The sequence below is a fragment of the Paraburkholderia sp. SSBN10T genome (assembly GCF_056619545.1).
This window is the reverse complement of the sequence record NZ_JBWQQI010000005.1, coordinates 340,476-364,280: the sequence shown is the minus strand read 5'-3', so window position 1 is coordinate 364,280 and position 23,805 is coordinate 340,476. Positions and strand designations below refer to the sequence as shown.

Here is a 23,805-nt window from a genome sequence, read left to right as displayed (position 1 = left end):
TGATGCCGCCGGCCTAATCGGGGGAGTGGATTGTGAAGCGAGCTTTATTCCTGTTATTGACGGTCCTGATGGGGTGTCTGCCGGGCGTGGCCAACGCCTGGTGGCAGAACGACTGGTCGTATCGCAAGACCATCACGATCGATACCAGCCCGAAGGGCGGCAACGTTGCGGAATCCGCCGGGCGCGTAGCGCTGCTGATCCGGTTGCACTCGGGCAACTTCCAGTTCGACGGGCTGGAGGACAACGGCGCGGACATCCGTTTCGTTGCCGCGGACGACAAGACGCCGCTGAACTACCAGATCCAGCAATACGATCCGGTGCTGGGCGTGGCGCTCGTTTGGGTGGACATCCCGCAGTTCCCAGCCGGCGCAGCGCAGAACATCTGGATGTACTACGGCAACAAGAAGGCGCCCGACGGGGGCAAGGCCGCCGAGACCTTCGATCCGGACTACACGCTCGTCTATCACTTCAATGACGCGAGTGGCACGCCGTCGAAAGACACCACCGCGTACGGCAATAACGCGCAGAACGCGCCGGCCCGTATCGCCGAGGACGGCATCGTGGGCAAGGCCGCGCAATTCAATGGAACCACGCCGCTGAACCTCGCTGCGAGTCCATCGCTGGCGGTTGCAGCCGGCGGCAACTTCACCTTCAGCGCATGGGTCAAGCCCGGCGTGCTGGCACCGCAAACCTTGTTGTACAGCCGGCGCGACGGTGCGAACGCATTGCTGGTCGGGCTGGACAACGGCGTGCCGTTTGCCGAGGTCGACAGTGCAGGCGCGCCCGTGCGCACCGCGGCAGGGCAGGCCGTGACGGCCAGCAAGTGGACCCACATCGCGGTGACCGCCGACGGCAAGAACGTGACGCTCTATGTCGATGGCAGGCAGTATGCTCAGGCGCCGGCGGCGCTGCCGGCGCTGAACACGCCAGCGGCGGTCGGCGGCGATGTCGCCAATGCGCCGGCCGGTTTCTCGGGATTCACGGGCGAGCTCGACGAGCTGCGCCTGTCGAAGGTCGCCCGTCCGGCAACGCTGATCGCGGTGGACGCCATGAGCGAGGGCGCCGAGTCGAAGCTCGTCAGCTACGGCGCCGATGAAAAGCAGTCGGGCTTCGGCTTTGGCTACTTCGGCGTGATCGTCAAGTCGGTCACCGTCGACGCGTGGGTGGTGATTACGATCCTGCTCGTGATGGCCTTCGTTTCGTGGGTCGTGATGTGGAACAAGGCGAGCTACATCGGCGCGGTGGACAAGGCCAACGGTTTCTTCGTGCGGCGCTTTCGCGAAGTGGCGGGCAAGCACCTGGTGGGTCTTGCCCACGTCGACGAGAGATCGGACGACGGGCGGCGCCTGCGCCAGTCGTCGCTGTACCGGCTCTATCGCGCCGGCGTCGAGGAAATCCATAGCCGCATGGACAGCAGCGGTCGCACGCTGATCACGGCGGAATCGATCGAAGCGATTCGCGCGACGATGGACGCCACGCTCGTACGCGAAAACCAGCGGCTTTCGAAGTCGATGGTGCTGCTCACGATCGCGATCTCCGGCGGCCCGTTCCTTGGCCTGCTCGGCACGGTGGTGGGCGTGATGATCACCTTCGCTGCGATTGCGGCAGCCGGCGACGTGAATGTCAACGCGATCGCTCCGGGTATCGCGGCCGCGCTGCTCGCGACCGTCACGGGGCTCTTCGTCGCGATCCCGGCGCTCTTTGGCTACAACTACCTGCTGATTCGCAACAAGAACGTGACCGCGAACATGCAGGTGTTCGTGGACGAATTCGTCACGCGCCTTGCCGAAGCGCACAGCAACCCCGACCACTCGCTGGCGGGGAACTGAGGAACCGGAGAACGCGCGATGCAAGTTCAGGACGACGACAAGCCCTACGACGACATCAACATCACGCCGATGCTGGATCTGGCGTATGTGCTGCTGATCATTTTCATCATCATGACGACCGCCTCGGTGCAGGGCATCAAGGTCGATTTGCCGAAGGCGAGCTCGTCGACCAGCCTCGCCAAGCCGCAAACGAAAGCGATCACCGTGTCCGACTCGGGTCAGATTTTCCTCGATGCGTATCCCGTATCGATGGCCGAACTGGAAGACCGGTTGCGTACGCAGAAGGCGCTCACGCCCGAGTTTCCCATCGTGCTGAAGGGGGACTCGACCGTTGCTTACCAGAAGGTAATGGACGTGCTCGATCTGTTGCGCCGGCTCGATCTCTCGCAGGTCGGGCTCGTCACCGGAAAGGGGCCGCAAGGCCACTAGGGAACGACCATGGAAATGACCTACGACAACGGGCACGGCGACGATCCGGAGGGCGGCTGGCGGCGCTGGTTAAGGCCGGCCATCGCGGTGCTCGTGCTGCTCGGTGTCGCAGCGCTCGTCTGGCATTTCGCGAGCGACACAGCCGGCGTCAAGCGTGCTGAAGCGCCGCGGGTGACCACGGTCATTCCGCTGCCGCCTCCACCGCCTCCGCCGCCGAAGCAGAAACCCCCTCCGGAAAAAGTTCAGGAGGAGGTCAAGACCCCGGTCGAGAAGCCCACGGTTGCGCCCAGGCCGGCGGAGTCGCCCAAGCCCTCGGACAACCTGCCGAAGCAGATGACGATGAACGCGCCCGCCCAGGCAGGCACGGACAGTTTCAACATCGGCGCCGGGGATGGCACAGGTATGGCGGGCAGCGGCGGGGGCACGGGCGGCTTCGGCAATGCCGGCTACGCGCAGTACCTAGGCTACACGCTGCAGCATGCGATTGAGCAGGACAAGCGGGTGCAGGACGCGGGCGGAGCGCGCTTTACGGGCAGCCTGAACCTGTGGATGGACCCGGCAGGACGTATCACGAAGGTGACGATTGTGCAGTCGACCGGCGACACGCGGATCGATGAGGCCGTCGTCGCGGCCGTCGAGACCCTGGGACGGGTGGATGAGCCACCGCCGCCGAAGTCGGTGTACCCGAAGCTCGTTAGGTTGCAGGGACGCAAGCCGGGGTGAGCGAACCGTTCGGCCAGATTCAGCAACGGATTCAACAACAGGTTCGCGCACAGTTTCGTGAACGGACAGCGCCAGTAAAAAATCAGCACGTTATGTGGAGAATGGGAATGTCTATGAATTCGGCACGGGGCTGCCGCAGCGGGGCGGGGGAAGGCAGGCTGCTGCGACGCACGCGAGCCAGTTTCGCGGTGCTCGGCGCGCTCGGCATGACACTCGCCGGCGGGGCCCATGCACAGTCGCTCGAGACTCAGGCAGCGTCCGGTACGGCCGCGCCGACCGAAAGCACGGTAATCAACCTGATCAACCTGCTCGTCAAGCAGGGTGTGCTCACGAAGGCGAGCGCGAGCGGCCTGCTTGCCCAGGCGCAGGCCGAAGCGGCGCAGGCGAAGGCGGCATCGGCCGCCGCTGTGCGCCCCGGCGCTGCCGTGGTAAATGCGCCGACCCAGCCAGGCGATGTCGCGGTGCCCTACGTGCCGCAGGTGGTGCGCGACCAGATCCGCGATCAGGTCAAGCAGGAAGTGGTGGCGCAGGCCAAGGCCGAGAACTGGGCGCAGCCCAATACGTTCCCGGACTGGGTCTCGCGCATCACGCTCAGCGGCGATGTGCGCGTGCGCGAGCAGTTCGAGTTTTTCTCGCCGCGCAACGAGACGGGTGTGACGAACTTTGCGGCGATCAATGCCGGTAGTCCGGTCGACATCAATCCGAACACCAACACGAGCCAATTCCCCGAGCTCAACACGACCCAGGATCGTAACCTGGCCAGTATCCGGGCGCGCCTTGGCGTGACGGCCGTGATCTCGGACCAGTTCACCGCGGGCGTGCAACTGGCGAGCGGCAGCGACAACGGACCGACGTCGACGACCGCCCTGCTCGGCGGAGGGTTCGGCAAGAGCAATATCTGGCTGAACCAGACCTGGATCAAATATCAGCCAGCACCGTGGATGAATATCACCGTGGGCCGTTTCGACAATCCGTTCTTCTCGTCGGATCTGCTGTTCGCGAATGACCTGGAGTTCGATGGCATTGCGGCGAACTTCCGTCAGCTGCTGCCCGGCAACGATGGTGTGACGCTGTTCGGCACGCTCGGTGCGTTCCCGATCCAGTACAGTTCGGACGGGTTCCTCGCGCAAAATTCGAATGCGCCTTCCGGCACGACCAAGTGGATGCTGGGCGGCCAGTTCGGGGCCGAGTGGAAGATCGATAGCCAGAACAAGGTCAAGGGTGCGATTGCCTACTATGACTACATGAACCTGAAGGGCCAGTTGTCCTCGCCGTGCGCGCTGTATCTGGGCGCGACGAGCTGCAGTACCGACAACGAGGCCCCGGCCAACATGCAAAAGGGCAACACGCTGATCGCGCTGCGCAACATTGTGCAGAACCCGAATCTCGCACCCGGGCTGACGCCTGATCCACAGCTCTTCGGCCTCGCATACAACTACCGCCTCTTCGATACCAAGCTGGAGTGGGATACCAAGGTGGCCGACCGCTTCAAGCTGCGGCTCGACGGCGAGTACGTACGCAACCTCGCGTACAACACGAACCAGGCGTTCTCGGCGGCCTCCACGCCGGTGAACAACTTCAACAACGCGAGTTCGTCCAGCACGGTGACCCAGGCAAACTACAAGAGCGGCCCGAACGGTTTCCTGTTCAAGGCGACGATCGGCGAACCGGATACGCTCGAGAAGGGCCAGTGGAATTTCTCGGTCACCTACAAGTACCTCGAACCGGATGCAGTGCTCGATGCATTCACGGATCCGGACTTCAACCTGGGTGGAACGAACGCCAAGGGTTACATCATCGGGGCACAGTACGCGGTGGCCAGGAACGCGTGGTTGCAGGCGCGTTACCTGAGCGCACGCGAAGTGTATGGTCCGCCGCTGAGCATCGACGTGTTGCAGCTTGAATTCGACGCCCGCTTCTGAGGCCCGCCATGAGAACGTCCACCCAAGCGTGTCATCGCATCATGCTCGCAGCCGGGCTGCTCTGCGGGTTGCTGTTCGCTGCAGGTTCCGCCTCGGCACAGAGCCTCGAAGACAAGCTGCGCTCGCAACTGCGCACCACCACGCAGCAACTGCGTGATTTGCAGGACTCGCAGGCGCAGTTGCAGGCCGATAAGGCTCAGGCGGAACAGCAGCGCGACAAGGCGCAGGCCGATCTGAAGCAGGCCCAGACGGATCTGGCCGCCGCAAAAGGCAAACTGGATGGGCAGGCGGCCGCGGAGCGGGCACTCGCTGCCGAGAAGTCAGGTCGTGCGCAGGACGACCAGCAGCTCGCGAAATACAGGTCGGCGTATGAAGACCTGTTGACGCTATCGCGTGCGCGGGATGCCGAGCGTACCCAGGCGCAAGGCCAGCTCAGGGCAGTCGGCACGCAGTTGCAGACGTGCGAGGCGAAGAACGCCCAGCTCTACCAGGTGGGCCACGACATCCTCGACGCTTACGAGCACGTCGGGTTCGGGACCTTCCTCAAGTCGCGCGAGCCGTTCGCACAAGGCTCGCGCGTGAAGTATGACGAGATTGCGCAGGACTATGGCGACAAGCTGTACGCGGGGAAATTCGATCCTCGCGCGGCGCCTGCCCAGGCTGCGGTGCCGGCATCCGCGCCGGATGCATCGAAGTAGGGGCGCAGGCCACAGGTTAGCGAGTCGATGAGCTGCTCGAGACACGGTTTGTTTGAGCGGGTTTGAATTCACAGGGGAACACGGACATGGCAGGCAAAGAGACGGAAATCGCGCAAGGTGCGGTCGCGCAGAACGTGATCGATACGGTGGCAGTCGAGCAACTGGCGGATCTCTTCAAGGCGGCGGGCTACCGTGTCACACCCGCCGAGCAGAACGGCATCGTGCAGTTGATGAGCGCGAGTCAGGGGGTGGGTTTTGCGGTGCGCTTCGGCAACGCTGCGGCCACCCCGGGCGCGTACCTTGATTACACGCTCAGTTGTGCGCTGCAGGTGCAAGGCGAACTGCCGCTCGAGCTGGTGTCGAGCTGGAATCGCTCGAAGCGTTTCGCGCGGCTGTCGTCAGCAGCGCAATTTCTCGTGCTGGAGATGGATGTGATCGTCGCGGGTGGTGTGACGGCGCGCTATCTGACATCGACGATCGAACTGTGGGACCGCCTGATCCAGGAATTCCTGCTGCATCTGCGTAACCGCCCCGCGATGGCGCAGACCCAGCAGGCGCTGGCGGCGCGCAGCGCCGATGCGCAGGCTGCAGGAGCCGGCGACGCAGAGCACACGGCGACGCTGCAGTGAAAACGCGCGGTTACGGCGGCAGCCGGATCGGGGCGCTCGCCGCGGCACTCTTCGGACTGCTGGGCATTGGCGCACCGGCGCAGGCCGGGACGGTGCCGGCTGATCAGGCACCGCAGGCTTGGGTCACGTATGCGCAGCGCGTCTCGACACGCTTCCAGACAGCGCTCGAAGGGCAGACCGACGAGGCCCGGCGCTTTCATGCGTTTCTCGAGCAGCGGGCGCAGCCTGACGCGGCGGCCAGCACGCCTGGCGTGCCGGTGGTGTTGAGCATCCGGACGTGGATCAATGCCGCGGGGCGCGTGACCCGGGTCGAGTTCACTCCGCTTGGCGACCCGCAGGCCGAAGCGGATCTGCGGGAGTTGCTGGGTGCGCAGACAGTGGGGCGCGCGCCGCCGTCCGGCATGCGGCAACCGGTGGTGGTGCGTTTGAGCCTTGCTGCGCAGTTGTAGTCGACGGTCCGGTTCCGCAGTCGGGACAGGGCTGGGTGGTTAGCTAACGTGCTGGGAGTATTTTCGATGAAGACAGTTGCAATGGTATTGAGCGGCCTGATGGTGTGCGGGCCCCTGATGTGCGCCCCGCTCGCGGCTTGGGCCGAGGACGACGTGATTGCAAGCGCCGGGCAGGCGTCGGTCACGGAGTCGGATATCACGACCCTGCTCAGGTCGCTCGACGCGGATACACGCACGCGGCTCGCAGCGGACCCTGCAAGGCTGGATCAGCTGGTGCGGGCGAAGCTCGCGCAGTCCACGGTGCTCTCCGAGGCGAAAGCCAAGGGCTGGGACAGGCAGCCGCAGGTCAAGCTGATCGTTGAGGAGGCGCAGCGGGAGGCGGTGTCGCGCAGTTATCTGGCCTCGATCACGGCGCCGCCGGCCGACTATCCTTCGGACGCCGACATGCAGGCGGCATACGATCAGAACAAGGCAGCCTTTACCGTGCCGGATTCGCTGCACTTCGCACAGATTTTCGTCGCCGCTCCGCCGAACACCGACAAGGCGACGCTGGATCAGGCCCGCAAGCAGGCGGCGGATCTGGCGAAGCAGGCGCATGCGAGCGGCGCCGACTTCGCCGCGATCGCCAGGGCCAGCTCGCAGGACAAGGTGAGCGGCGCGCGCGGCGGCGACATGGGATTCGTGCCGGACGAAGCCCTGCTGCCCGAAATTCGCAAGGCCGCTGACGCGATGAAGCCAGGCGATATCTCGCAGCCGATCCAGACCGCGGCAGGTTTTCATGTGGTGAAGCTGATCGAGTCGCGCCCGGCGAGCGTGCGGCCGTTCGCCGAAGTGAAGGAGCAGATCCGCGCGACGTTACGCCAGCAGCGAACCCAGCAAAACACCCAGGCCTACCTTGCAAAGGCAGTGGGGCCGGGCACGGTGGCGATCAACGAGGGCGCCTTGAAAAAGGCCCTCAGCGCCGCGCAATGAGCGACGCTGCCAGAGCACGTGGTGATCTTGGACAGGGGCCTGCATCCACTCGACGAGCGTTATGTCGATGCGTACGCGTTACGTGATGAAAACAGCGTGGCCGGGCAGGGAACGTCGCCGGTGTTGCGATGTCCCCTGTGCCTGGGCGAACTGGTCCCGACTCCGCACCAGCGCCGCGGTTATGGCTATTTCAGGCACGAATCCGATGAGGCCGCGGCCCGCTGCCCGCTCGCGACCTCGAACTACCAGCCCGAGGGCCTCATCGTCAGGGGGCCGCGGGAGCCGCTGGTTGCGCACACGCAGCGTACGCGGTTCCTGTTTAACTGGAAACGGCACTTCAGGATTGCGCGCAGCCTGGTGCCGTCGCTGGCGGTGGAGCGCTTCATCGAGCTGATCGACTATGCCGATGTGCTCAGCCTGTGGTCCTATTCGCCGCTAGAATTGAATGACGTACCTTATGTCCTGCTGGTACTCGCTGGCCCCATCGCGGTGCGCAATGACGGGGAAGAGCGGATGTGGGTACGCTTCTGCTTCGAGGGACGCGCGCGTGATGCAGGTGACCTGTGGCGTGACGGTGCGCCGGTGGCACAGTTGTTCCGGCTGGTGTACCGGGACCCGCTTCATACGCCATTTCCGACTGCGGCGGAGCTCCTGCAATGGGAGCCGGTGGCGCGCGTTGACCGGCTGCAGGACCTGACCGGGCGGGGCATCAGCCGTGCGGATATGCGTGTTTTCGAGCGCTTTGTGAAGCGCGGCGCGGCGACACGTCGTTTGCAGTGGGAGGGCAACGATGAGGAATGATCAACTGGCGGGTAGGGTGCGACCCGCGGCCGGAGCGGGTTCTTCAGGAATGCGCAGGTGCGCGTTACTCGGTGTCTTGTGGATCGGGACGATACCCGGTGCCTGGGCGCAGTCGTCGGCCGCGGCCGGCGAGCCATCGAAGCGGGTCTGTGTTGATGCTGAGGTGGATGGCGTTCGCGCCCTGTCGTATGACTGCCTGAGCAAGCAACTGGCACTGGCCGCCGGTAAGGGTACTCCGGCCGCGCCAAACGCAGCCGAAGCGCTTGCCACCGGCCCCTCCAATCAGGTGGGGACCTTCAACTATTCGGCCGAGAGTAACCGGTTTGGTTCGAACTGGGGAAAGTCAATCTATCCGCAGCGTCCGGCACCGCTACAGGTTGTGCCGCCCGGGCGGTGAGCGCATGCGTGAAGAGGGAAGCGGGGCGCTATGGGCGGCGATACTGACGGGTGGGGCGGTCAGTTGCGGCGCAGTCGCCTATTGCGTGACACCGCGGACGGGCGGAGCGCCGGATGCGGTCGATGGGACAGAACCGTCGGGGCGGCATCGGATCGTTGCTGCGCCGAATCCGGCGATGCTGGTCGGCAGGCTCGTTCTCCCCGGTGGTATCTGGGGTTCGTATGGCGGCCCGACCGGCGGCTGGCGTGATCTACGGTACCGCGCAGTGCAGGGTGCGAAGAGCGTGTTCCAGGAGTTCGGAGAACCGCAGTATCGGGATGTGACGCTGTGGGACGAACGTTAGATTGGTGCACGGCGGGCCTGATGCACAGGAATGGACAGGAGATGGCGGTGTTGCACGCGAGAACATGGCGGTCGACTGGATCGGGCGATAAGGTGAGCATGCGGCGTGAACGCAGCGCCTGTCATCTGCAAGGATGCTGGACATCGATATGAAAGACGGAATGCGGGGCATCAGGCGAGTGGTGTGGACCAGGGCCTCGATGGCGTTGGTCTGGATTGCGATGGCGGTCATGGGTCGCGCTCTGGTTGTCACCGTGCACGCGCAGGAGAGTGTTCCTGCGACGGAGCAGCAATTCGCTGTCCCGAACTTTTCCTCCCTCGTCAAACGCTATGGCCCGACGGTGGTCAACATCAGCGTGACCCGCGAGGTGGCGCAGATGGGGGTGCAGTTGCCGCCGGGCATTGAACCCGGCAACCCGCTGGCCCCATTTCTGGCGCGCCGTGTGATCGGCAATCGCGAAGAAATGAGCCTCGGTTCCGGCTTTATCGTGAGCAGTGACGGCTACATCCTGACCAACCGGCATGTTGTCGGAGACGCGACGGTGGTCGACGTGAAGCTCACCGACAAACGCGAGTTCAAGGGCCGGGTAATCGGCAGCGATGCACTCTCCGATGTTGCGCTCGTCAAGGTGGACGCCAAAGATTTGCCGGTGGTGATGACGGGCAATCCGAACCATACCGAGGTGGGCGACTGGGTGATGGCGATTGGTTCTCCTTATGGTTTCGCCAACACCGTGACGGCGGGCATCGTCAGCGCCAAATCCCGTTCGCTGCCCGGCGAAGCGTATATCCCGTTCATCCAGACCGATGTGCCGATCAACCCCGGCAATTCCGGCGGCCCGCTCTTCGACCTCGATGGCCGCGTGATCGCGATCAATTCGATGATTTACACGAAAACGGGCGGCTATCAGGGCCTGTCGTTTGCGATCCCGATCGACGTCGCACTGGACGTGAAGGACCAGTTACAGAAGACCGGCCAGGTGAGCCGCGGACGTCTGGGCGTGGTGGTGCAGGAAGTGAGCCAATCGCTCGCGCGTTCGTTTGGGTTGTCAAAACCGGATGGTGCGCTGATCAGTACGGTCGAGCCGGGCGGACCGGCCGCGCAGGCCGGCTTGCAGCCGGGCGACGTGGTGCTGGCGGTCAACGCCGCGCCCGTCAGCGACTCAGCCGATCTGCTGACGACGGTCGCCAAGATCAGACCCGGCGGCCAGGTCGATCTGCTGGTCTGGCGCTCGAACACCGCGACGCATATGACGGTCACGGTTGGCGCGCTGGATGAGAACGGCGCCGCGCCCGCTGTGACGCAGGCGCCTCCCCGTCTTGGTGTGACGGTGCGTCCGTTGACGCCGCAGGAGCAGGAAAAGGTCGGCGTCGATCACGGCCTGCTGGTTCAGCAGGTGACGGGCCGCGCGGCGAGTCTCGGACTCAAGCCGGGCGATATCGTGCTGTCGGTGAACGAAACGCCGGTGACGACGATCGAGCAGCTCGCCGAGGCGATCAGGCTCGCGCGCGGCAATGCGGCACTGCTGATCCAGCGTGGAACGAGCCGCCAGTATGTGCCGATCGACCTCGGTTAGTGGCGTCGCCGCAGTGAGTCTGCACCGCGGCCAGACAGCGGGTCATTGCGCCATGAGGGGCAATGACCCGCAACCTGTACGTTTCCCTGGAGATAGGTAAATGAAGTTGAGAAAACGGCGCGCTCTGCTTGCCTGGGCGTTGCTCATCAGCTTGTGTTGGACGGCGCTTCCTGCCTGCGCGCAGTCGGGCCTGTCTGGTGTCCCGCAACCATGGCTCAGCTATGCACGGTTGACGGGCCATCAGTTCCAGGCGTGGCTGGAAGCCGATGATGATGCCGCCAACCAGTTGCACCGGTTTCTGGAAGACCGGGTCATGAACGCCAAGGGCGAGCAGCCACCGGCGGCGATCGTCATCCGGGCGTGGATCGCCGCAGATGGCGCTGTGTCGCGCGTCGAATTCAGCTCGCTGGGCGATCCGGCGGCTGACGCGATTCTGCGTCGGCTGCTTACCCAGCACCCGATCTCCGAGCCGCCGCCCGCTGATATGCCGCAACCGTTGCGCGTGCGTTTGCATATCGAGGCTAACCCGCAAAAGGACCCACCCGCGAGCACATCGATCGATCTTCCGGAGACACTGAGCGCGTCTGCTTGAGCATGAAACTGCTGGTGGGTATCTGGCTATGCGAGCTCGTGGCTACGGCTGCGTTTGCCCAATCGATCCGCGACCCGGCGACACTCGATCCTGCGCAAAAGGTGGGTGCTTTCACGCTCGAATCGAATGCGACCGGTTTTTTCGTCAACGAGGCGGGCGACCTGGTGACCGCGCGGCATGCCGTCGAAGGGTGCCGCTCGCTCTTCCTCGTCAAGGACGCCCAGGTGGCGACGGCTAGCGTCAAAGCGGTGAGCTCAGACGCCGACCTCGCGGTACTCACCAGTACGATCAAGCCGCTGCTGGCCGCAAGCTTCGCCATGCGAAATGAAGTGAGCGTTGCGCAACCGGTGTTTGCTGCCGGCTATGAGAGTCTGCGGCACATGCCGGATCGCGCGGATACCATTTACAACGCCTTCACGCGCGACCGACCCGCTCAGGCTGCCGATGAATTCACGCTGATCTCATCGGCGACAAACGGAGCGAGCGGTGCTCCGGTGTTGAATCAGGCGGGCCTCGTGGTGGGCATGATCATTGAGCGGGCACAGGCTTCCAACGACGATCCGCGAGCTTACGTGGCGCGCTCCGGAACGGCCAGTTATGTGGTGGCGGTATCGGCCGATGCAATCAAGACGTTTCTCGACGCGAGCCACGTTGGCTTTTCCGTTACCGACACGCCGCAGCTCGAACCGATGCAGGCGCACGCACCGCGCGCGGCGACACTCGAAGCCGGCGTGTTGTGCGCTCCGTGAGGCGTCGTTCCGGACTTTGCTGGAATTGTCAGTACCTTTCGACATGCGGCTGAAACGCCCCGCCCACACAATTCTTCAGCACCGACGCTCACGCGTAAAGCGGCCTCTTGCTGTGTCGGGCCATCCGTGACCCGCATGCGGATGCATAACACACATCCACGTCGAGGATGCCTATGTTTAGCATGCAAAGCTCGTCCGAAAATGCGAGTCAATCGCCCGGGCGTGATATCGTATTACCGCCGCTCGCGGCAAACGCTTCCACATGGACCAACGTCGCTGCGGCGATTCGGACGATTATCGAAGACCCCACGCTCGAGACATACTTCGACGAGAATCCAGGGGAATTCGACGCGCTGTCGAAACAGGTCGACCGGACGGTCGATGCGGCCTTCGAGCAGTATGATGAACGTGCACTCGCGGACGTCCATGCGATCCTGTTTACGCTGTATGACCTGCATGTCGCGCCGGCGGCAAGCTTGCGCAGCCACAATCAGTTCAACCCCTATCTGACCCGTTTGCGCGGGGGCATTGAGCGCCGCTGGCTCGGCTCGGCGACGTTGGGAAATATCGGCGCGCCGGTCGAACTACGCAATGCGCAGGAACTGGTCGACGCGATTCGCTCGACGTCGGCGCAGCACCGCGCTTCGAAGCATCCGTTGTTCGATTTTCTCGAAACGCAGGCAACGCAAGGACAACTCACGGAATTCTTCCGCAGCGACAGCGCGCTCAACATCCGCTTTTTCGATCTGATCGTGCTTGCGTTGCTCGGCTCCGATCCAGCGGTGCGTGGCGAGCTTTCGCAGAATTTCTGGGACGAAGCGGGGAAGGGCGATCCGGTGCGCAGTCACGTGACGCTGTTCCGCAACCTGCTGCTCACCACCGGCATTGCGCCGGCCGAGGACGATCACGCGTCACTGCTCAACTGGCAGGGGCTCGCCGGCTACAACCTGTTCATGATGACAGGCCTGAACCGCAGCCAGGGCTTCAAGTCGCTCGGCGTCATGGCGGTGACGGAACTGCTGGATCCATCCCAGTATGAAAAGCTCACGCGTGGCTGCCGTCGCCTTGGCCTCGGCGGCGCCGGCGAGCTGGACTATTACGACGAACACGTGAGTATCGATGTGGTGCATGCCGAAGGCTGGCTGTCGAACGTGATCGTCCCGCTTGCAAGCAAGTTTCCGCATCGCATGAACGACATCTACGTGGGCGCCCAGTGGCGTTTGAACACGTGCGCCCAGTACTACGACGACTTGCACGAAAGCTTGCTTAGACTCGCCTGACCGGAATTTAACGCTTTCCGCTCACCCACCTGGCCGGCGCACGACGCGCTGGTCAGGTGGGTTTTTTTATTCCAGTGCCTTGCAGTCTTTTGTAATGTTTCAGTAAGTAAATGTCAAAAATAATTCAACAATTTTTGTTGTCAGACCTATCGCTTAAATAGACCGGTCTGTATAGACTGTGTCGGTCTGGAAATTCCTTACTTCATATTTTCTCGTGTTTGCGTTCGTAATGCTCGCTTTCCGCGCGCTGCGAACTCACACCTTGACGGCGCTTAACCGTAGGTTGTCTTTGCAGGGGACCTGAATGGAAACGTCGGCGACACATAGCGCGCGTTCGATTACTACGCGCGACCTAAGCAAGAATCCGTCGAAAGCACTACGCGATGCAGGTGAGCAACCGCTGATCGTGATGCGGCATCAACGGCCCATTGCGTGTCTCGTGTCTATTGAGCAATGGGTTGAATTGATGAGCCGGTTAAAAGATGTCGAGCTGACCACTAGCGTGGCTGAGATCGACATGCAGATTCGCATCGTCGAGCTTGCGACGCCGATGCGTACGCCGTCCGAGGTTCCCGCGCTGGTCGTGGGTGCTTCAAGCGGCAAGTGAGCGGCAAGCAACGAAACCAGGCGCCGTTGCCGGATATGCACCGGCTGGCGGGACCTGGTGTAGCGACGCGTAGGATTCTGTAGCGCGACACCGTTCGGACGGTTTTGCGAGATTCTGGTGACCAGAGTCTCGCAACATTGTCCGGCCCACCGCATGTAGCCGATTGATCGATGTCACTTACACAGAAATCCACTCTCAGCAAGCGGCAAACGCTCGTTGCCAAAGCAACCGAGCTGTTCTCACAGGAGGGTTATCACGCGGTCGGGATCGATCGGATCATCGCGGAGTCCGGCGTCGCGAAGATGACCCTGTATAACCACTTTGCTTCGAAGTCCGAACTGGTGCTCGAAGTGCTGCGCCAACGCGAAGAGCAGGCGGCGGAATCATTGCGCGCATTCATTGCGCGCTACACGGTGCCGCTCGAACGCCTCAAGGCAGTGTTTCAGTGGCACGAAGAGTGGTTCAGCACGGAGACGTTCTGCGGATGCATGTTCATCAACGCGGCCTCCGAGTTTCCCGACCACACTGACGCGATCCATCGCGCTGCCGCCGGCCAGAAGCAGCATGTGACGCATCTGATTAGCGAGTTGCTTGAAGAGATGTTCGAGCGGGACGTGGCCGCTCAGTTGGCGGAGAAAATTCTGATTCTGATCGATGGGGCGACTGTCACTGCTCAGATTTCGGGGCAGCCGAAGTCTGCCATGGTGGCGTGGGATATTGCGCGGCAGTTGGTGGCGGGGGTAGGGGCGTAGGGGTGTAACGGTGCAGCCCGATGCAGGTGTGGCGTAGCGATGCCGATTCGCTGGCTTGGCCGGTGTTTTGCGGAGCAAAGAAAAAGGGCCTAGCCGAAGCTAAGCCCTTGAATCTTTTGGTAGGCCGTACGGGATTCGAACCTGTGACCAACGGATTAAAAGTCCGCTGCTCTACCAGCTGAGCTAACGACCCAAAAGAGAAGCGGAATTATAGCGATAGCGCACTAACGCTGTCAACCCATCGGGCGACACCTATCCAGGCGAGATTCCACAAAACGAAAAGCCCGAGGCATCGACTGCCCCGGGCTTCCCGGCGAGAGGCGCGCGTGGCGTTTAATCCGACACTACGCGTGATACTGCAACTGCCTGAACTACTTGATTTGCGACAACTTGCTCTGCGCCGACTGCGCGACGTCCGAGCTGCCGTATTGCGCGACGATCTGCTCGAGCGTCTTCTTTGCTGCCGCCTTCTGACCCTGCTCGAGCTGATTGTTGGCAATCGCGAGCAGCGCTTCCGGCGCACGCGGATGCTGCGGGTAGTTCTTCACGACGCCTTCCCAGGTCGCCGTAGAGCCCTTGTAGTCACGCAGTGCATATAGCGCGTTGCCGAGCCAGTATTGCGCGGTCGGCTGGTAGGGGCTCTGCGGATACTTGGCGATGAAGCTGCGGAACGAAGCCGCCGCGTTCTTGAAGTCGCCATTGCGGAACTGTGTTGAAGCCGCATTGAACGCGTCCGTCTCGCCCGGCTGGACCGTGCCTTCTACACCGTCAACCGTCTGCTGCTGCGGTTCGAACTTCTTGAGCCGCGTGTCGAGATCGGTGTAGTAGTCCTTCTGCTGCTTCTGCAGCGTGGCAAGCTGGTTCGCCATGTCCTCGTTCTGTCCGCGCAGCGTCGCGACCTGCTGGTTGAGCTGGTCGAGGCGGTTGGACTGATCGAGGATGGTCCGCTGGGCGGCCGACAGTTGGCTCGACAGGCTATCGGTCTTGGTACGCAGATCGAGAATCGCCTGACGGGCCTGGTCGTCGTCGAACATGCCGGCGTGAGCCGGCGCGGCCAACAAGGCCGAGCCCGCCACGCAGGCGGCTGCAGCAAAGTGCAGCCAGGAGAAACGTTGCGTCATACGGCTCATCACCTATTACTGTTGGTAGACGAGGTCAGCGCGGCGGTTTTGTGCCCACGATGCTTCGTCATGACCGTCGGCCAGCGGCTTTTCCTTGCCGAGACTCACGGCTTCCATTTGCGAATCCGGCACGCCAAGCAGCGACAGCGCACGACGCACGGCTTCAGCACGCTTCTGGCCGAGTGCCAGGTTGTACTCGCTCGTACCGCGTTCGTCGGTGTTGCCCTGGATCAGCACGTGACGTTCCGGATGTGCCTTCAGGTAACGCGCGTGTTGTCCCAGCAGCGCCTGGTATTCGTCCTTGACCGAGTAGCTGTCGAAGTCGAAGTAGACGCTACGCTTGGCGAGCGGGCTGTTCGGATCGTTCAGCTCGTCGACGTTCACCTGTGCGACTGCATTCGGGTTCGGTTGCGTTGCGACCGCGCCACCCTTGTTGGCGTTTTCGTCGAGCTTGACGCCCGAATGGCAGGCAGCCAGTGCACCGACCAGCAATGCGGCAAATACGATACGAAGTTTGGACATCATTGTTACTCTCCTTGTGTGTTATTGCATAAACGGACCCCAGGACGGCTCGCGAACGATGCCGCCCTGAACGGACAGGACCTGCCGAGTGCGACCGTCGGTCGATACTGCGGCCAACACGCCACGGCCGTTCACCTGTGTGGCGTAAAGAATGTACTGACCATTCGCCGCGAAGCTCGGCGATTCGTCATGTGTTGTGTCGGTCAGGCCGGTCGCTGTGCCGGCCTGCAAGTCCTGAATGTACAGCTTGAAGGCGCCGCCCACACGCGAGATGTAGGCCAGTTCCTTGCCGTCCGGGCTCACGCGCGGGCTGGTGTTGTAGCTGCCCGTGAACGTGACGCGCTGAGCCGCCCCCGCGCTTTCGCCCTGCGCCGGCATCTTGTAGATCTGCGGTTGACCGCCGCGGTCGCTGGTGAAATAGATCCACTGTCCGTCAGGAGAGTAGTTCGGTTCGGTGTCGATCGAGGTGCCTTGCGTCAGCCGGCGCAGGCCGCTGCCGTCAGCGTTGACGGCGAAAATCTGCGTGTTGCCGGTGCGCGAAAGCGCTACTGCCAGCGTGCGTCCGTCCGGCGACCACGCCGGCGCACTGTTATTACCCTTCTGGTCCGAGACGATCACACGACGGCCCGTAGGCAGGTCGTGGATGTAGACGATCGGCTTCTTCTTTTCGAACGACACGTAGGCGACCTTCGTGCCGTCAGGCGACCACGCCGGCGAGATGATCGGCTCGGGGCTCGACAGCGCGATGTGCGCGTCCTGGCCGTCCGAATCGGAAATCTGCAACTGGTAGCGGTTGCCGGTCTTGATGACATAAGACAGACGGGTGGCGAACACGCCGCGCGAGCCCATCAGCTTGGCGTAAATGTAGTCCGCCACCTTGTGTGCGCTCATGCGCAGGCCGCTTTCCGGACTGACCAGCACCAGACCGCCGAGGCTTTCGCCCTTGACCGTGTCGTATAGCTTGAAGCGCACTTCGTACTGGCCGTTCGGCAGACGGTTCACGCTGCCGGCCACGAATGCGTTGGCGCCCTTGGCCTTCCAGCTACCCAGATCGACCGAATCGGTTTCCGAAACGGGCGCGCTGCCGGCGTCGATATTGGTGAATTTGCCGCTTCGCTGCAAGTCCTGGCGCACGATGGTGCTGACCTGCTGCGGCGAGTTCGCTTCATTGGCGAAATTCGCCGTTGCGATGGGGAACTGGGTGGCCCCGACGCCCGTGACGAGGACGTTGAGTTGCGCGTGTGCAGCGCCGCCGGCCGCAATCAGGCACGACGCCACCAAAGTCCGCAGGCCTAGCTTGGTCATCAAACTCATGCTGTATGGATTCCCAAAAAATCAGATTTCTAACACTGTATGACAGCAGACAGACCCGGAAACGTTCAATTCGTTCCCGGGCGCGCCCCGCTGGGCGGGGCGTTGCGGCTGCTGTCAACCTGCCGGCCGCAAGGTGATCTTGAAGCTGGACGGCGTTTTCCCGTCGGTATCGACCGGCATCGGATCCGAAGCCCTGACGGCTCGTTCCGCGGCCGCGTCCCACTGGGGATTGCCGCTGCTACGGGTCACACTGACGTCCAGCAAGGTGCCCGAGGGCGAGCAGCGAACCGCGATCTCCGTCTCCAGGCCCTGCGTGTCGCCCGCCCAAATAATATTTGGCCGCACGCGACGTCTGACCTTGTCGGCATAACCCGGCGACGTTGCCGTTCCACCCGAGCCGCTGCCGGTGCCGCTCTTCGCAAGACCGTTACCGGTCGAGCCTTCGCCGCCCGCCATCCCTTGCATCTGCGCGAGCCGTGCGCGGCGTTCCTGGTCCAGCTTCTTCGCCTGAGCCGCGTCGGCTGCCGCTTTGGCCGCCTTCGCCGCTTTCTGCGCGTCAGCCTTCTTCTGCGCGTCGGCCTGCGCCTGCTTCTGCTGGTCTTCTTGCTGTTGCTTCAATTGATCCTGCTTTTGCTGCTCGGCCAGTTGTTGCTGCTTGAGCTTGTCAGCCTGCTGTTGCTGCAGCTTCAGCTTGGCTGCAGCGGCCTTCTGGGCGGCCAGTTGCGCCGCCTGGTCGGCTGCGAGCTGCTGCTGGCGCTTCGCCTCGGCTTCCTGCTGGGCTTGCAGTTGCTGCAGACGCTGTTGCTCGGCAAGCTGCGCCTGGCGCGCGGCTTCCTGTTGCTGGCGTTTCTTTTCCTGCAGCGCAATATCGGCCTGTTCATCCGGCAGAGGCGGGGCAGGGGCCACCGGCACGGGCGGCGGGGGCGGTTGCGGCGTCGTGAGATCGGGCACTTCCGTCCAGAGTTCGGCTTCGGCGCCTGCCGGCGTGCTGTTCTGCCATTGAATGCCGTGGTACAGAAAGAACCCGAGCAGCACGTGCATCACCAGCGCGAGCGCAAAGGCTCGCCAGGTGCCGCGTTCACGCGGTGGCTGGAGCGGGTAGGCGGAATTCTTGCGGATCATTGCGATTTGACGAGCAAGCCAACGCGCTTGACGCCGCGAGCCTTCAGGTCGGACATCACGTTCATCACGGCTTCGTACTTCACCGTCTTGTCAGCGGCGATCACGACCGGTTGATCCGGGTGCGATGCCTCGCGGTCGGTGACGAAGCTGTTCAGATCCGCTCGCGTCATGTTTTCCTGCTGCATGGCGCCATTGTCGTCTTTGTATTTGACGTTCATGTTGCCGTCGGCGCGGATGTTGACGACCACGGGCGGCGTCTGCTGTTGCGGCGAGGCTCCGCCGACGGTCGGCAGATTGACGATCGACGGTGCGACGAGCGGCGCGGTCACCATGAAGATCACGAGCAGCACGAGCATCACGTCGATATACGGCACGACGTTGATATCGGCCATCGCGCGGCGCGAACGGCCGCCGCGCATACCGGAGGAGCGACTTGAGGAACCGGCCATCGTGGACTCCTTAGTGCGCCTGACGCTGCAGGATGTTCGAGAATTCTTCGATGAAGGTCTCGAAGCGAATCGCCAGGCGGTCGATGTCGTGCGCGTAGCGGTTGTAGGCCACCACGGCCGGAATCGCGGCGAACAGGCCGATCGCCGTCGCGGTCAGCGCTTCGGCAATGCCCGGCGCAACGTTGGCCAGCGTGGCCTGCTGGACGTTAGCCAGACCGCGGAACGCGTTCATGATCCCCCACACGGTGCCGAACAGACCGATGTACGGGCTGACCGAACCTACCGAGGCGAGGAACGCCAGATTGGCCTCGAGCACGTCCATCTCGCGCTGGAACGCGGCACGCATGGCGCGGCGGGCGCCGTCGAGGATCAGGCCCGGGTCGTTGAGCCGCTTTTCCTTGCCTTTCAGGAACTCGCGCATGCCGGATTCGAAGATCCGTTCCAGCGCGCCGATCGTATGGCGGTTGTTTGCGGCGCTTTGATACAGGGCCTGCAGGTCGCCGCCGGACCAGAAATCGCGTTCGAAACGCTCAGTTTGCGCGCGCGCACGGCGGATCGCAAACCACTTGCGGAAGATGAAAGTCCAGGACAGCAGCGACAGCAGCAGCAACAGCGCCATCACTGCCTGGGCCAGCAGGCTCGCATTGAGAACGAGCGAAATGATCGATAGATCTTGTGTAGTGTTCATAGAGGTTCTTTGTAACGTCCCGAAAGGGGGCGTCCGGCTGCAAGGTCCGTCGAAGCTCGCCGTTGGGAAACCGGAAGCATCGGCAAACCGCGGGCCGAACCATGCTTTGTGTTGCTTGATCGATACGAGTTCACTGGCCCCGTAACAACGATGTTCAGCCGTTGTCCGTTGACACGCTGGACGCAGTCACTCCGGGCCCGCGCCGCAAGGCAGCGAGTACCGGTTCCGGAATGGCGGCAGGACGTAGTGCTACGCGGTCGACACAGCCGACCCGAATGGTCCCGGCAGCAAGCAGCGTGCCGTCACGCCAGGCTTGCTGCGAGAAATCGACCGACGCGCGGCCAATTCGTTCGGGCCGGCTGACGATTTCGATGAGATCGTCAAGCTTCGCCGGCGCGCGATAGTCCATCGCGGTGCTGCGCACGATAAACAGGGCGCCCGTTTGTTCCGCCAGCCGATCCTGTTCGACGCCGCACGCGCGCAGCCATTCAGTGCGCGCCCGCTCGAAGAACTTCAGATAGTTCGCGTAGAACACGATGCCGCCAGCGTCGGTATCTTCGTAGTACACGCGAATCGGCCAGGTAAAGCCGGTTTCGGCGCCGGGCTTGCTTTGGGGCATATTCATGCGGCGCATTTTACCCGGAACGCACCACCCGACGCTTTTTCGCAGGCGCGTCCGGGTAACAAACTTTAGCCGCGATGCACCGACAGCCCTGCAAATGCCTGCGCGACGGGCATCAGCTCGATCGTGTTGACGTTGACGTGCGCCGGGCGGGTCGCGGTCCAGTAGATCGCGTCGGCAATGTCTTCAGCCGTGAGCGGCTGCACGTTCTGGTAGACGCTCGCGGCCTTTGCGTCGTCGCCGCGAAAGCGCACGTTCGAAAACTCCGTGCCGCCGCACAGTCCGGGTTCGACGTCGGTCACGCGCAGCGGGGTGCCGGCCAGGTCGGCGCGCAGGTTCAGGCTGAACTGGCGCACGAAAGCCTTGGTGGCGCCGTACACGTTGCCGCCCGGGTAAGGCCAGTTGGCGGCAGCCGAGCCGAGGTTGAACACGTGGCCGCGTTGGCGCTCGACCATGCCCGGCAGCAGGGTACGGGTGACCTGCACGAGGCCCGTGCAGTTCGTGTCGATCATGGTTTGCCATTCGTCGAGGTTGGCGCGCTGCGCCGGTTCGAGGCCGAGCGCGAGGCCGGCGTTGTTGACCAGCACGTCGATGGCGGCAAAGCTTTCGGGCAGCGCGGCGGGCACCGCCTCGACGGCGGCGCGGTCGCGCACATCCAGCTCGAACGGCAGGAGGGCCTCGCCCAGTTCGTCGGCCAAAGCCTCCAAACGGTCCTTGCGGCGCGCGGTAGCGACGACGCGATGGCCGCCCTTGACAAAAGTACGGGCGATGGCGGCGCCGAATCCTGCGGACGCCCCTGTGACGAACACGATCATTGCGGTTTCCTGGTGGGGAGGGAAGATAGTCGCCAAGCCTACTTCCAATGCCGCGCTGCGGCAACAATGACCTTGCACCCCGCGCAGCGTCTGCGGGACTGCCGCGAGCGTGGGGGCGTCTGGGGCACGGGCGGTCGCCGGCTGGATGGTCCGCTGCGTGGCATGCTCGAAGATCTCGTCGTTTGTCGCCGACTGCCGGGCGGCGCCTCTCCGGGGCAAACTTTCCTCAGATGTTTGCCGGCCGGCTGGGGCGACCATGCTAACCGTAGCCGTAGCTAAGGCGTCATTCACCGCCGGAACGGCCTGCGCGGCGACCCGGTTGCCTATTCCAGGCGCTTCCAATACACTAACGCGCTCATCCCTGCGTGACTGGCGATAGAACCAAACAGGTTCAAGGTGGAGCGACCCACCGTGAAGCGCAGGGTGCCGTTTTGCCGTTCGCCTGGGCAGCCGTGATCCGCGCGCAGTCAATTGCGCCGCCGGTGGCTGTCCTGCCTCGCGTGTGCGGCGCATCTTCATCCGCCACGTCAGGGCTGGCCCAGCCGCCAGCAGCGCCGCGTACCCACTACGCTTTCTGCACGAAATTCGGCGCACGATCCGGTCAACCTGAACACACTCAACGGAACCCGTATGTTTGACAGAGCCCAAAGCACCATCGCCAATGTCGATCCCGAACTCTGGAAGGCGATCGAGCAGGAAAACCGCCGTCAGGAAGATCACATCGAACTGATCGCGTCGGAAAACTACACGAGCCCGGCTGTCATGGCTGCACAAGGCTCGCAGCTCACCAACAAGTACGCCGAAGGCTACCCGGGCAAGCGCTACTACGGCGGCTGCGAATACGTGGACATCGTCGAGCAGCTCGCTATCGACCGCGTGAAGGAACTGTTCGGCGCCGAAGCGGCGAACGTGCAGCCGAATTCGGGTTCGCAGGCCAACCAGGGCGTGTTTTTCGCCATGCTCAAGCCGGGCGACACCATCATGGGCATGAGCCTCGCGCACGGCGGTCACCTCACGCACGGCTCGCCCGTCAACATGTCGGGCAAGTGGTTCAATGTCGTCAGCTACGGCCTGAACGAAGCGGAAGACATCGACTACGAAGCGGCTGAAAAGCTCGCCCAGGAACACAAGCCGAAGATGATCGTCGCGGGCGCCTCGGCCTTCGCGCTGCGCATCGACTTCGAGCGTCTGTCGCAGATCGCGAAGTCGGTCGGCGCTTACCTGATGGTCGACATGGCGCACTACGCCGGTCTGATCGCGGCGGGCGTCTACCCGAACCCGGTGCCGCACGCGGATTTCGTCACCACCACGACCCACAAGAGCCTGCGCGGCCCGCGCGGCGGCGTGATCCTGATGAAGGCCGAGTTCGAAAAGCAGATCAATTCGGCGATTTTCCCGGGTATCCAGGGTGGCCCGCTGATGCACGTGATCGCCGGCAAGGCCGTTGCGTTCAAGGAAGCGCTGTCGCCGGAATTCAAGGAATACCAGCAGAAGGTCGTGGAAAACGCCCGCGTGCTGGCTGAAACGCTCGTGAAGCGCGGTCTGCGCATCGTTTCGGGCCGGACCGAAAGCCACGTGATGCTGGTCGACCTGCGCGCCAAGCACATCACCGGCAAGGCAGCCGAAGCGGCACTGGGCGCAGCCCATATCACGGTCAACAAGAACGCCATTCCGAACGATCCGGAAAAGCCGTTTGTCACGAGCGGCGTGCGTCTCGGTTCGCCCGCCATGACCACGCGCGGGTTCGGCGTGAAGGAAGCGGAGCTGGTGGGTAACCTGATCGCCGACGTGCTGGACAACCCGGAAGACGCAGCGACGATCGAACGCGCTCGCACGCAGGTCGCCGAGTTGACCAAGCGCTTCCCGGTCTACAAGTAAGCGATGCGCTGCCCCTTCTGCCGGCATGAAGATACGCAGGTCGTGGACTCCCGCGTATCCGAAGACGGCGCCGCGATCCGGCGCCGCCGCCGCTGCCCGGCCTGCGACAAACGTTTTACGACGTATGAGCGGGTCGAGCTGGCGTTGCCGTCGGTCGTCAAGAAGGATGGCAGCCGCACCGAATTCGATCGCCGCAAGATCGTCGCGAGCATGCAACTGGCGCTGCGCAAGCGCCCGGTTGCGGCGGACGCGATCGACGCGGCCGTTGCCCGCATCGAGTACCAACTGCTGGGCAGTGGCGAGCGCGAAGTGCGCAGCGAGCGCCTCGGCGAACTCGTGATGAACGAGTTGCGCGAGCTCGACACGATTGCCTATGTGCGCTTTGCTTCGGTGTACCGGCGTTTCGAGGATGTCTCCGAATTCGAAGACGTGATCGAAGAGTTTCGCCGTGCGGCCGCACCGCCCAAGCCGTCCCGCAAGCGCTGACCGTTCGCGCATTCGCATCATCATCCCCTCTGTAGTCGTC

At 63.2% G+C, this 23,805-nt stretch carries 27 protein-coding genes, 1 tRNA gene and 1 riboswitch; of the genes, 19 read left to right on the top strand and 9 right to left on the bottom strand.

Features of this window, described 5'->3' with window-relative positions; all coding sequences use genetic code 11:
* The first annotated feature begins 32 nt into the window (after window positions 1-32).
* The 17 genes from AC1ECK_RS10825 to AC1ECK_RS10745 all read left to right on the top strand — a co-directional run bounded on the left by AC1ECK_RS10825 (window position 33) and on the right by AC1ECK_RS10745 (window position 14,748).
* Window positions 33-1,829, top strand: a complete 1,797-nt coding sequence (locus tag AC1ECK_RS10825) for a DUF2341 domain-containing protein (protein ID WP_480318734.1) — start codon at window positions 33-35, stop codon at window positions 1,827-1,829.
* An 18-nt stretch (window positions 1,830-1,847) separates the two neighbouring features.
* Window positions 1,848-2,258, top strand: coding sequence for an ExbD/TolR family protein (locus AC1ECK_RS10820; RefSeq protein WP_480318732.1), 411 nt, complete (start codon window positions 1,848-1,850; stop codon window positions 2,256-2,258).
* Window positions 2,259-2,267: 9 nt separating this feature from the next.
* Window positions 2,268-2,981 carry a TonB family protein gene (locus AC1ECK_RS10815; protein ID WP_480318730.1) on the top strand — a complete coding sequence of 238 codons (714 nt, stop codon included), beginning with the start codon at window positions 2,268-2,270 and terminating at the stop codon, window positions 2,979-2,981.
* 107 nt (window positions 2,982-3,088) lie between these two features.
* The gene (locus tag AC1ECK_RS10810; RefSeq protein WP_480318728.1) at window positions 3,089-4,903 is read left to right on the top strand and encodes a putative porin; all 1,815 of its coding nucleotides are present in this window, start codon (window positions 3,089-3,091) and stop codon (window positions 4,901-4,903) included.
* A gap of 8 nt (window positions 4,904-4,911) precedes the next feature.
* Complete coding sequence (locus AC1ECK_RS10805; RefSeq protein ID WP_480318726.1) at window positions 4,912-5,601, top strand: hypothetical protein; 690 nt, start codon at window positions 4,912-4,914, stop codon at window positions 5,599-5,601.
* 86 nt (window positions 5,602-5,687) lie between these two features.
* Entirely contained in the window at window positions 5,688-6,230 is a 543-nt protein-coding gene (locus AC1ECK_RS10800; RefSeq protein WP_480318724.1) for a YbjN domain-containing protein, read from the top strand.
* Window positions 6,227-6,679, top strand: coding sequence for a hypothetical protein (locus AC1ECK_RS10795; RefSeq protein WP_480318722.1), 453 nt, complete (start codon window positions 6,227-6,229; stop codon window positions 6,677-6,679). Before AC1ECK_RS10800 ends, AC1ECK_RS10795 begins: the two co-directional genes overlap by 4 nt.
* Before the next feature lie 66 nt (window positions 6,680-6,745).
* Window positions 6,746-7,651: a peptidylprolyl isomerase gene (locus tag AC1ECK_RS10790; protein ID WP_480318719.1), complete on the top strand. Its 906-nt coding sequence runs from the start codon at window positions 6,746-6,748 to the stop codon at window positions 7,649-7,651.
* A gap of 27 nt (window positions 7,652-7,678) precedes the next feature.
* Window positions 7,679-8,452: a hypothetical protein gene (locus AC1ECK_RS10785; RefSeq protein ID WP_480318717.1), complete on the top strand. Its 774-nt coding sequence runs from the start codon at window positions 7,679-7,681 to the stop codon at window positions 8,450-8,452.
* A gap of 163 nt (window positions 8,453-8,615) precedes the next feature.
* Window positions 8,616-8,849, top strand: a complete 234-nt coding sequence (locus AC1ECK_RS10780) for a hypothetical protein (RefSeq protein ID WP_480318715.1) — start codon at window positions 8,616-8,618, stop codon at window positions 8,847-8,849.
* 4 nt (window positions 8,850-8,853) lie between these two features.
* Window positions 8,854-9,192 carry a hypothetical protein gene (locus AC1ECK_RS10775; RefSeq protein ID WP_480318713.1) on the top strand — a complete coding sequence of 113 codons (339 nt, stop codon included), beginning with the start codon at window positions 8,854-8,856 and terminating at the stop codon, window positions 9,190-9,192.
* 148 nt (window positions 9,193-9,340) lie between these two features.
* Window positions 9,341-10,768, top strand: coding sequence for a Do family serine endopeptidase (locus AC1ECK_RS10770; protein ID WP_480318711.1), 1,428 nt, complete (start codon window positions 9,341-9,343; stop codon window positions 10,766-10,768).
* A 100-nt stretch (window positions 10,769-10,868) separates the two neighbouring features.
* Entirely contained in the window at window positions 10,869-11,360 is a 492-nt protein-coding gene (locus AC1ECK_RS10765; RefSeq protein ID WP_480318709.1) for a YbaB/EbfC family DNA-binding protein, read from the top strand.
* Window positions 11,361-11,362: 2 nt separating this feature from the next.
* A complete protein-coding gene (locus AC1ECK_RS10760) occupies window positions 11,363-12,109 on the top strand; it encodes a S1 family peptidase (protein WP_480318820.1) in 747 nt (248 codons plus the stop codon).
* 173 nt (window positions 12,110-12,282) lie between these two features.
* A complete protein-coding gene (locus AC1ECK_RS10755; protein WP_480318707.1) occupies window positions 12,283-13,389 on the top strand; it encodes an iron-containing redox enzyme family protein in 1,107 nt (368 codons plus the stop codon).
* A gap of 304 nt (window positions 13,390-13,693) precedes the next feature.
* Entirely contained in the window at window positions 13,694-13,996 is a 303-nt protein-coding gene (locus AC1ECK_RS10750) for a hypothetical protein (RefSeq protein WP_480318705.1), read from the top strand.
* A 170-nt stretch (window positions 13,997-14,166) separates the two neighbouring features.
* A complete protein-coding gene (locus AC1ECK_RS10745; RefSeq protein ID WP_480318703.1) occupies window positions 14,167-14,748 on the top strand; it encodes a TetR/AcrR family transcriptional regulator in 582 nt (193 codons plus the stop codon).
* 117 nt (window positions 14,749-14,865) lie between these two features.
* Here the strand turns inward: AC1ECK_RS10745 and AC1ECK_RS10740 are convergent.
* The 9 genes from AC1ECK_RS10740 to ydfG all read right to left on the bottom strand — a co-directional run bounded on the left by AC1ECK_RS10740 (window position 14,866) and on the right by ydfG (window position 21,401).
* Window positions 14,866-14,941, bottom strand: a tRNA-Lys gene (locus AC1ECK_RS10740).
* Window positions 14,942-15,119: 178 nt separating this feature from the next.
* Window positions 15,120-15,869: a tol-pal system protein YbgF gene (ybgF, locus tag AC1ECK_RS10735; RefSeq protein WP_480318701.1), complete on the bottom strand. Its 750-nt coding sequence runs from the start codon at window positions 15,867-15,869 to the stop codon at window positions 15,120-15,122.
* Between the two features lie 15 nt (window positions 15,870-15,884).
* Window positions 15,885-16,394: a peptidoglycan-associated lipoprotein Pal gene (gene pal / locus AC1ECK_RS10730; protein ID WP_090686595.1), complete on the bottom strand. Its 510-nt coding sequence runs from the start codon at window positions 16,392-16,394 to the stop codon at window positions 15,885-15,887.
* A gap of 18 nt (window positions 16,395-16,412) precedes the next feature.
* Window positions 16,413-17,705: a Tol-Pal system beta propeller repeat protein TolB gene (tolB, locus tag AC1ECK_RS10725; protein ID WP_480318699.1), complete on the bottom strand. Its 1,293-nt coding sequence runs from the start codon at window positions 17,703-17,705 to the stop codon at window positions 16,413-16,415.
* 114 nt (window positions 17,706-17,819) lie between these two features.
* Window positions 17,820-18,827 (bottom strand): cell envelope integrity protein TolA, encoded by a 1,008-nt coding sequence (gene tolA / locus AC1ECK_RS10720; RefSeq protein WP_480318697.1) that lies wholly within the window; start codon window positions 18,825-18,827, stop codon window positions 17,820-17,822.
* Entirely contained in the window at window positions 18,824-19,276 is a 453-nt protein-coding gene (gene tolR / locus AC1ECK_RS10715) for a protein TolR (RefSeq protein WP_480318695.1), read from the bottom strand. The genes tolA and tolR overlap by 4 nt, the downstream gene beginning before the upstream one ends.
* 10 nt (window positions 19,277-19,286) lie before the next feature.
* On the bottom strand, window positions 19,287-19,964 hold the full coding sequence (tolQ, locus tag AC1ECK_RS10710; protein WP_074265790.1) for a protein TolQ: 678 nt from the start codon (window positions 19,962-19,964) through the stop codon (window positions 19,287-19,289).
* A gap of 154 nt (window positions 19,965-20,118) precedes the next feature.
* Window positions 20,119-20,598 (bottom strand): tol-pal system-associated acyl-CoA thioesterase, encoded by a 480-nt coding sequence (gene ybgC / locus AC1ECK_RS10705; protein WP_480318693.1) that lies wholly within the window; start codon window positions 20,596-20,598, stop codon window positions 20,119-20,121.
* Window positions 20,599-20,654: 56 nt separating this feature from the next.
* Window positions 20,655-21,401: a bifunctional NADP-dependent 3-hydroxy acid dehydrogenase/3-hydroxypropionate dehydrogenase YdfG gene (gene ydfG / locus AC1ECK_RS10700; protein WP_480318692.1), complete on the bottom strand. Its 747-nt coding sequence runs from the start codon at window positions 21,399-21,401 to the stop codon at window positions 20,655-20,657.
* 355 nt (window positions 21,402-21,756) lie between these two features.
* Window positions 21,757-21,856, top strand: a riboswitch (ZMP/ZTP riboswitch).
* Window positions 21,857-22,031: 175 nt separating this feature from the next.
* On the opposite strand from ydfG, the gene glyA reads away from it, so the two are divergent.
* Complete coding sequence (gene glyA, locus AC1ECK_RS10695) at window positions 22,032-23,279, top strand: serine hydroxymethyltransferase (protein WP_480318690.1); 1,248 nt, start codon at window positions 22,032-22,034, stop codon at window positions 23,277-23,279.
* Window positions 23,280-23,282: 3 nt separating this feature from the next.
* On the top strand, window positions 23,283-23,765 hold the full coding sequence (gene nrdR, locus AC1ECK_RS10690; protein ID WP_480318688.1) for a transcriptional regulator NrdR: 483 nt from the start codon (window positions 23,283-23,285) through the stop codon (window positions 23,763-23,765).
* The last annotated feature ends 40 nt before the right edge of the window (window positions 23,766-23,805 follow it).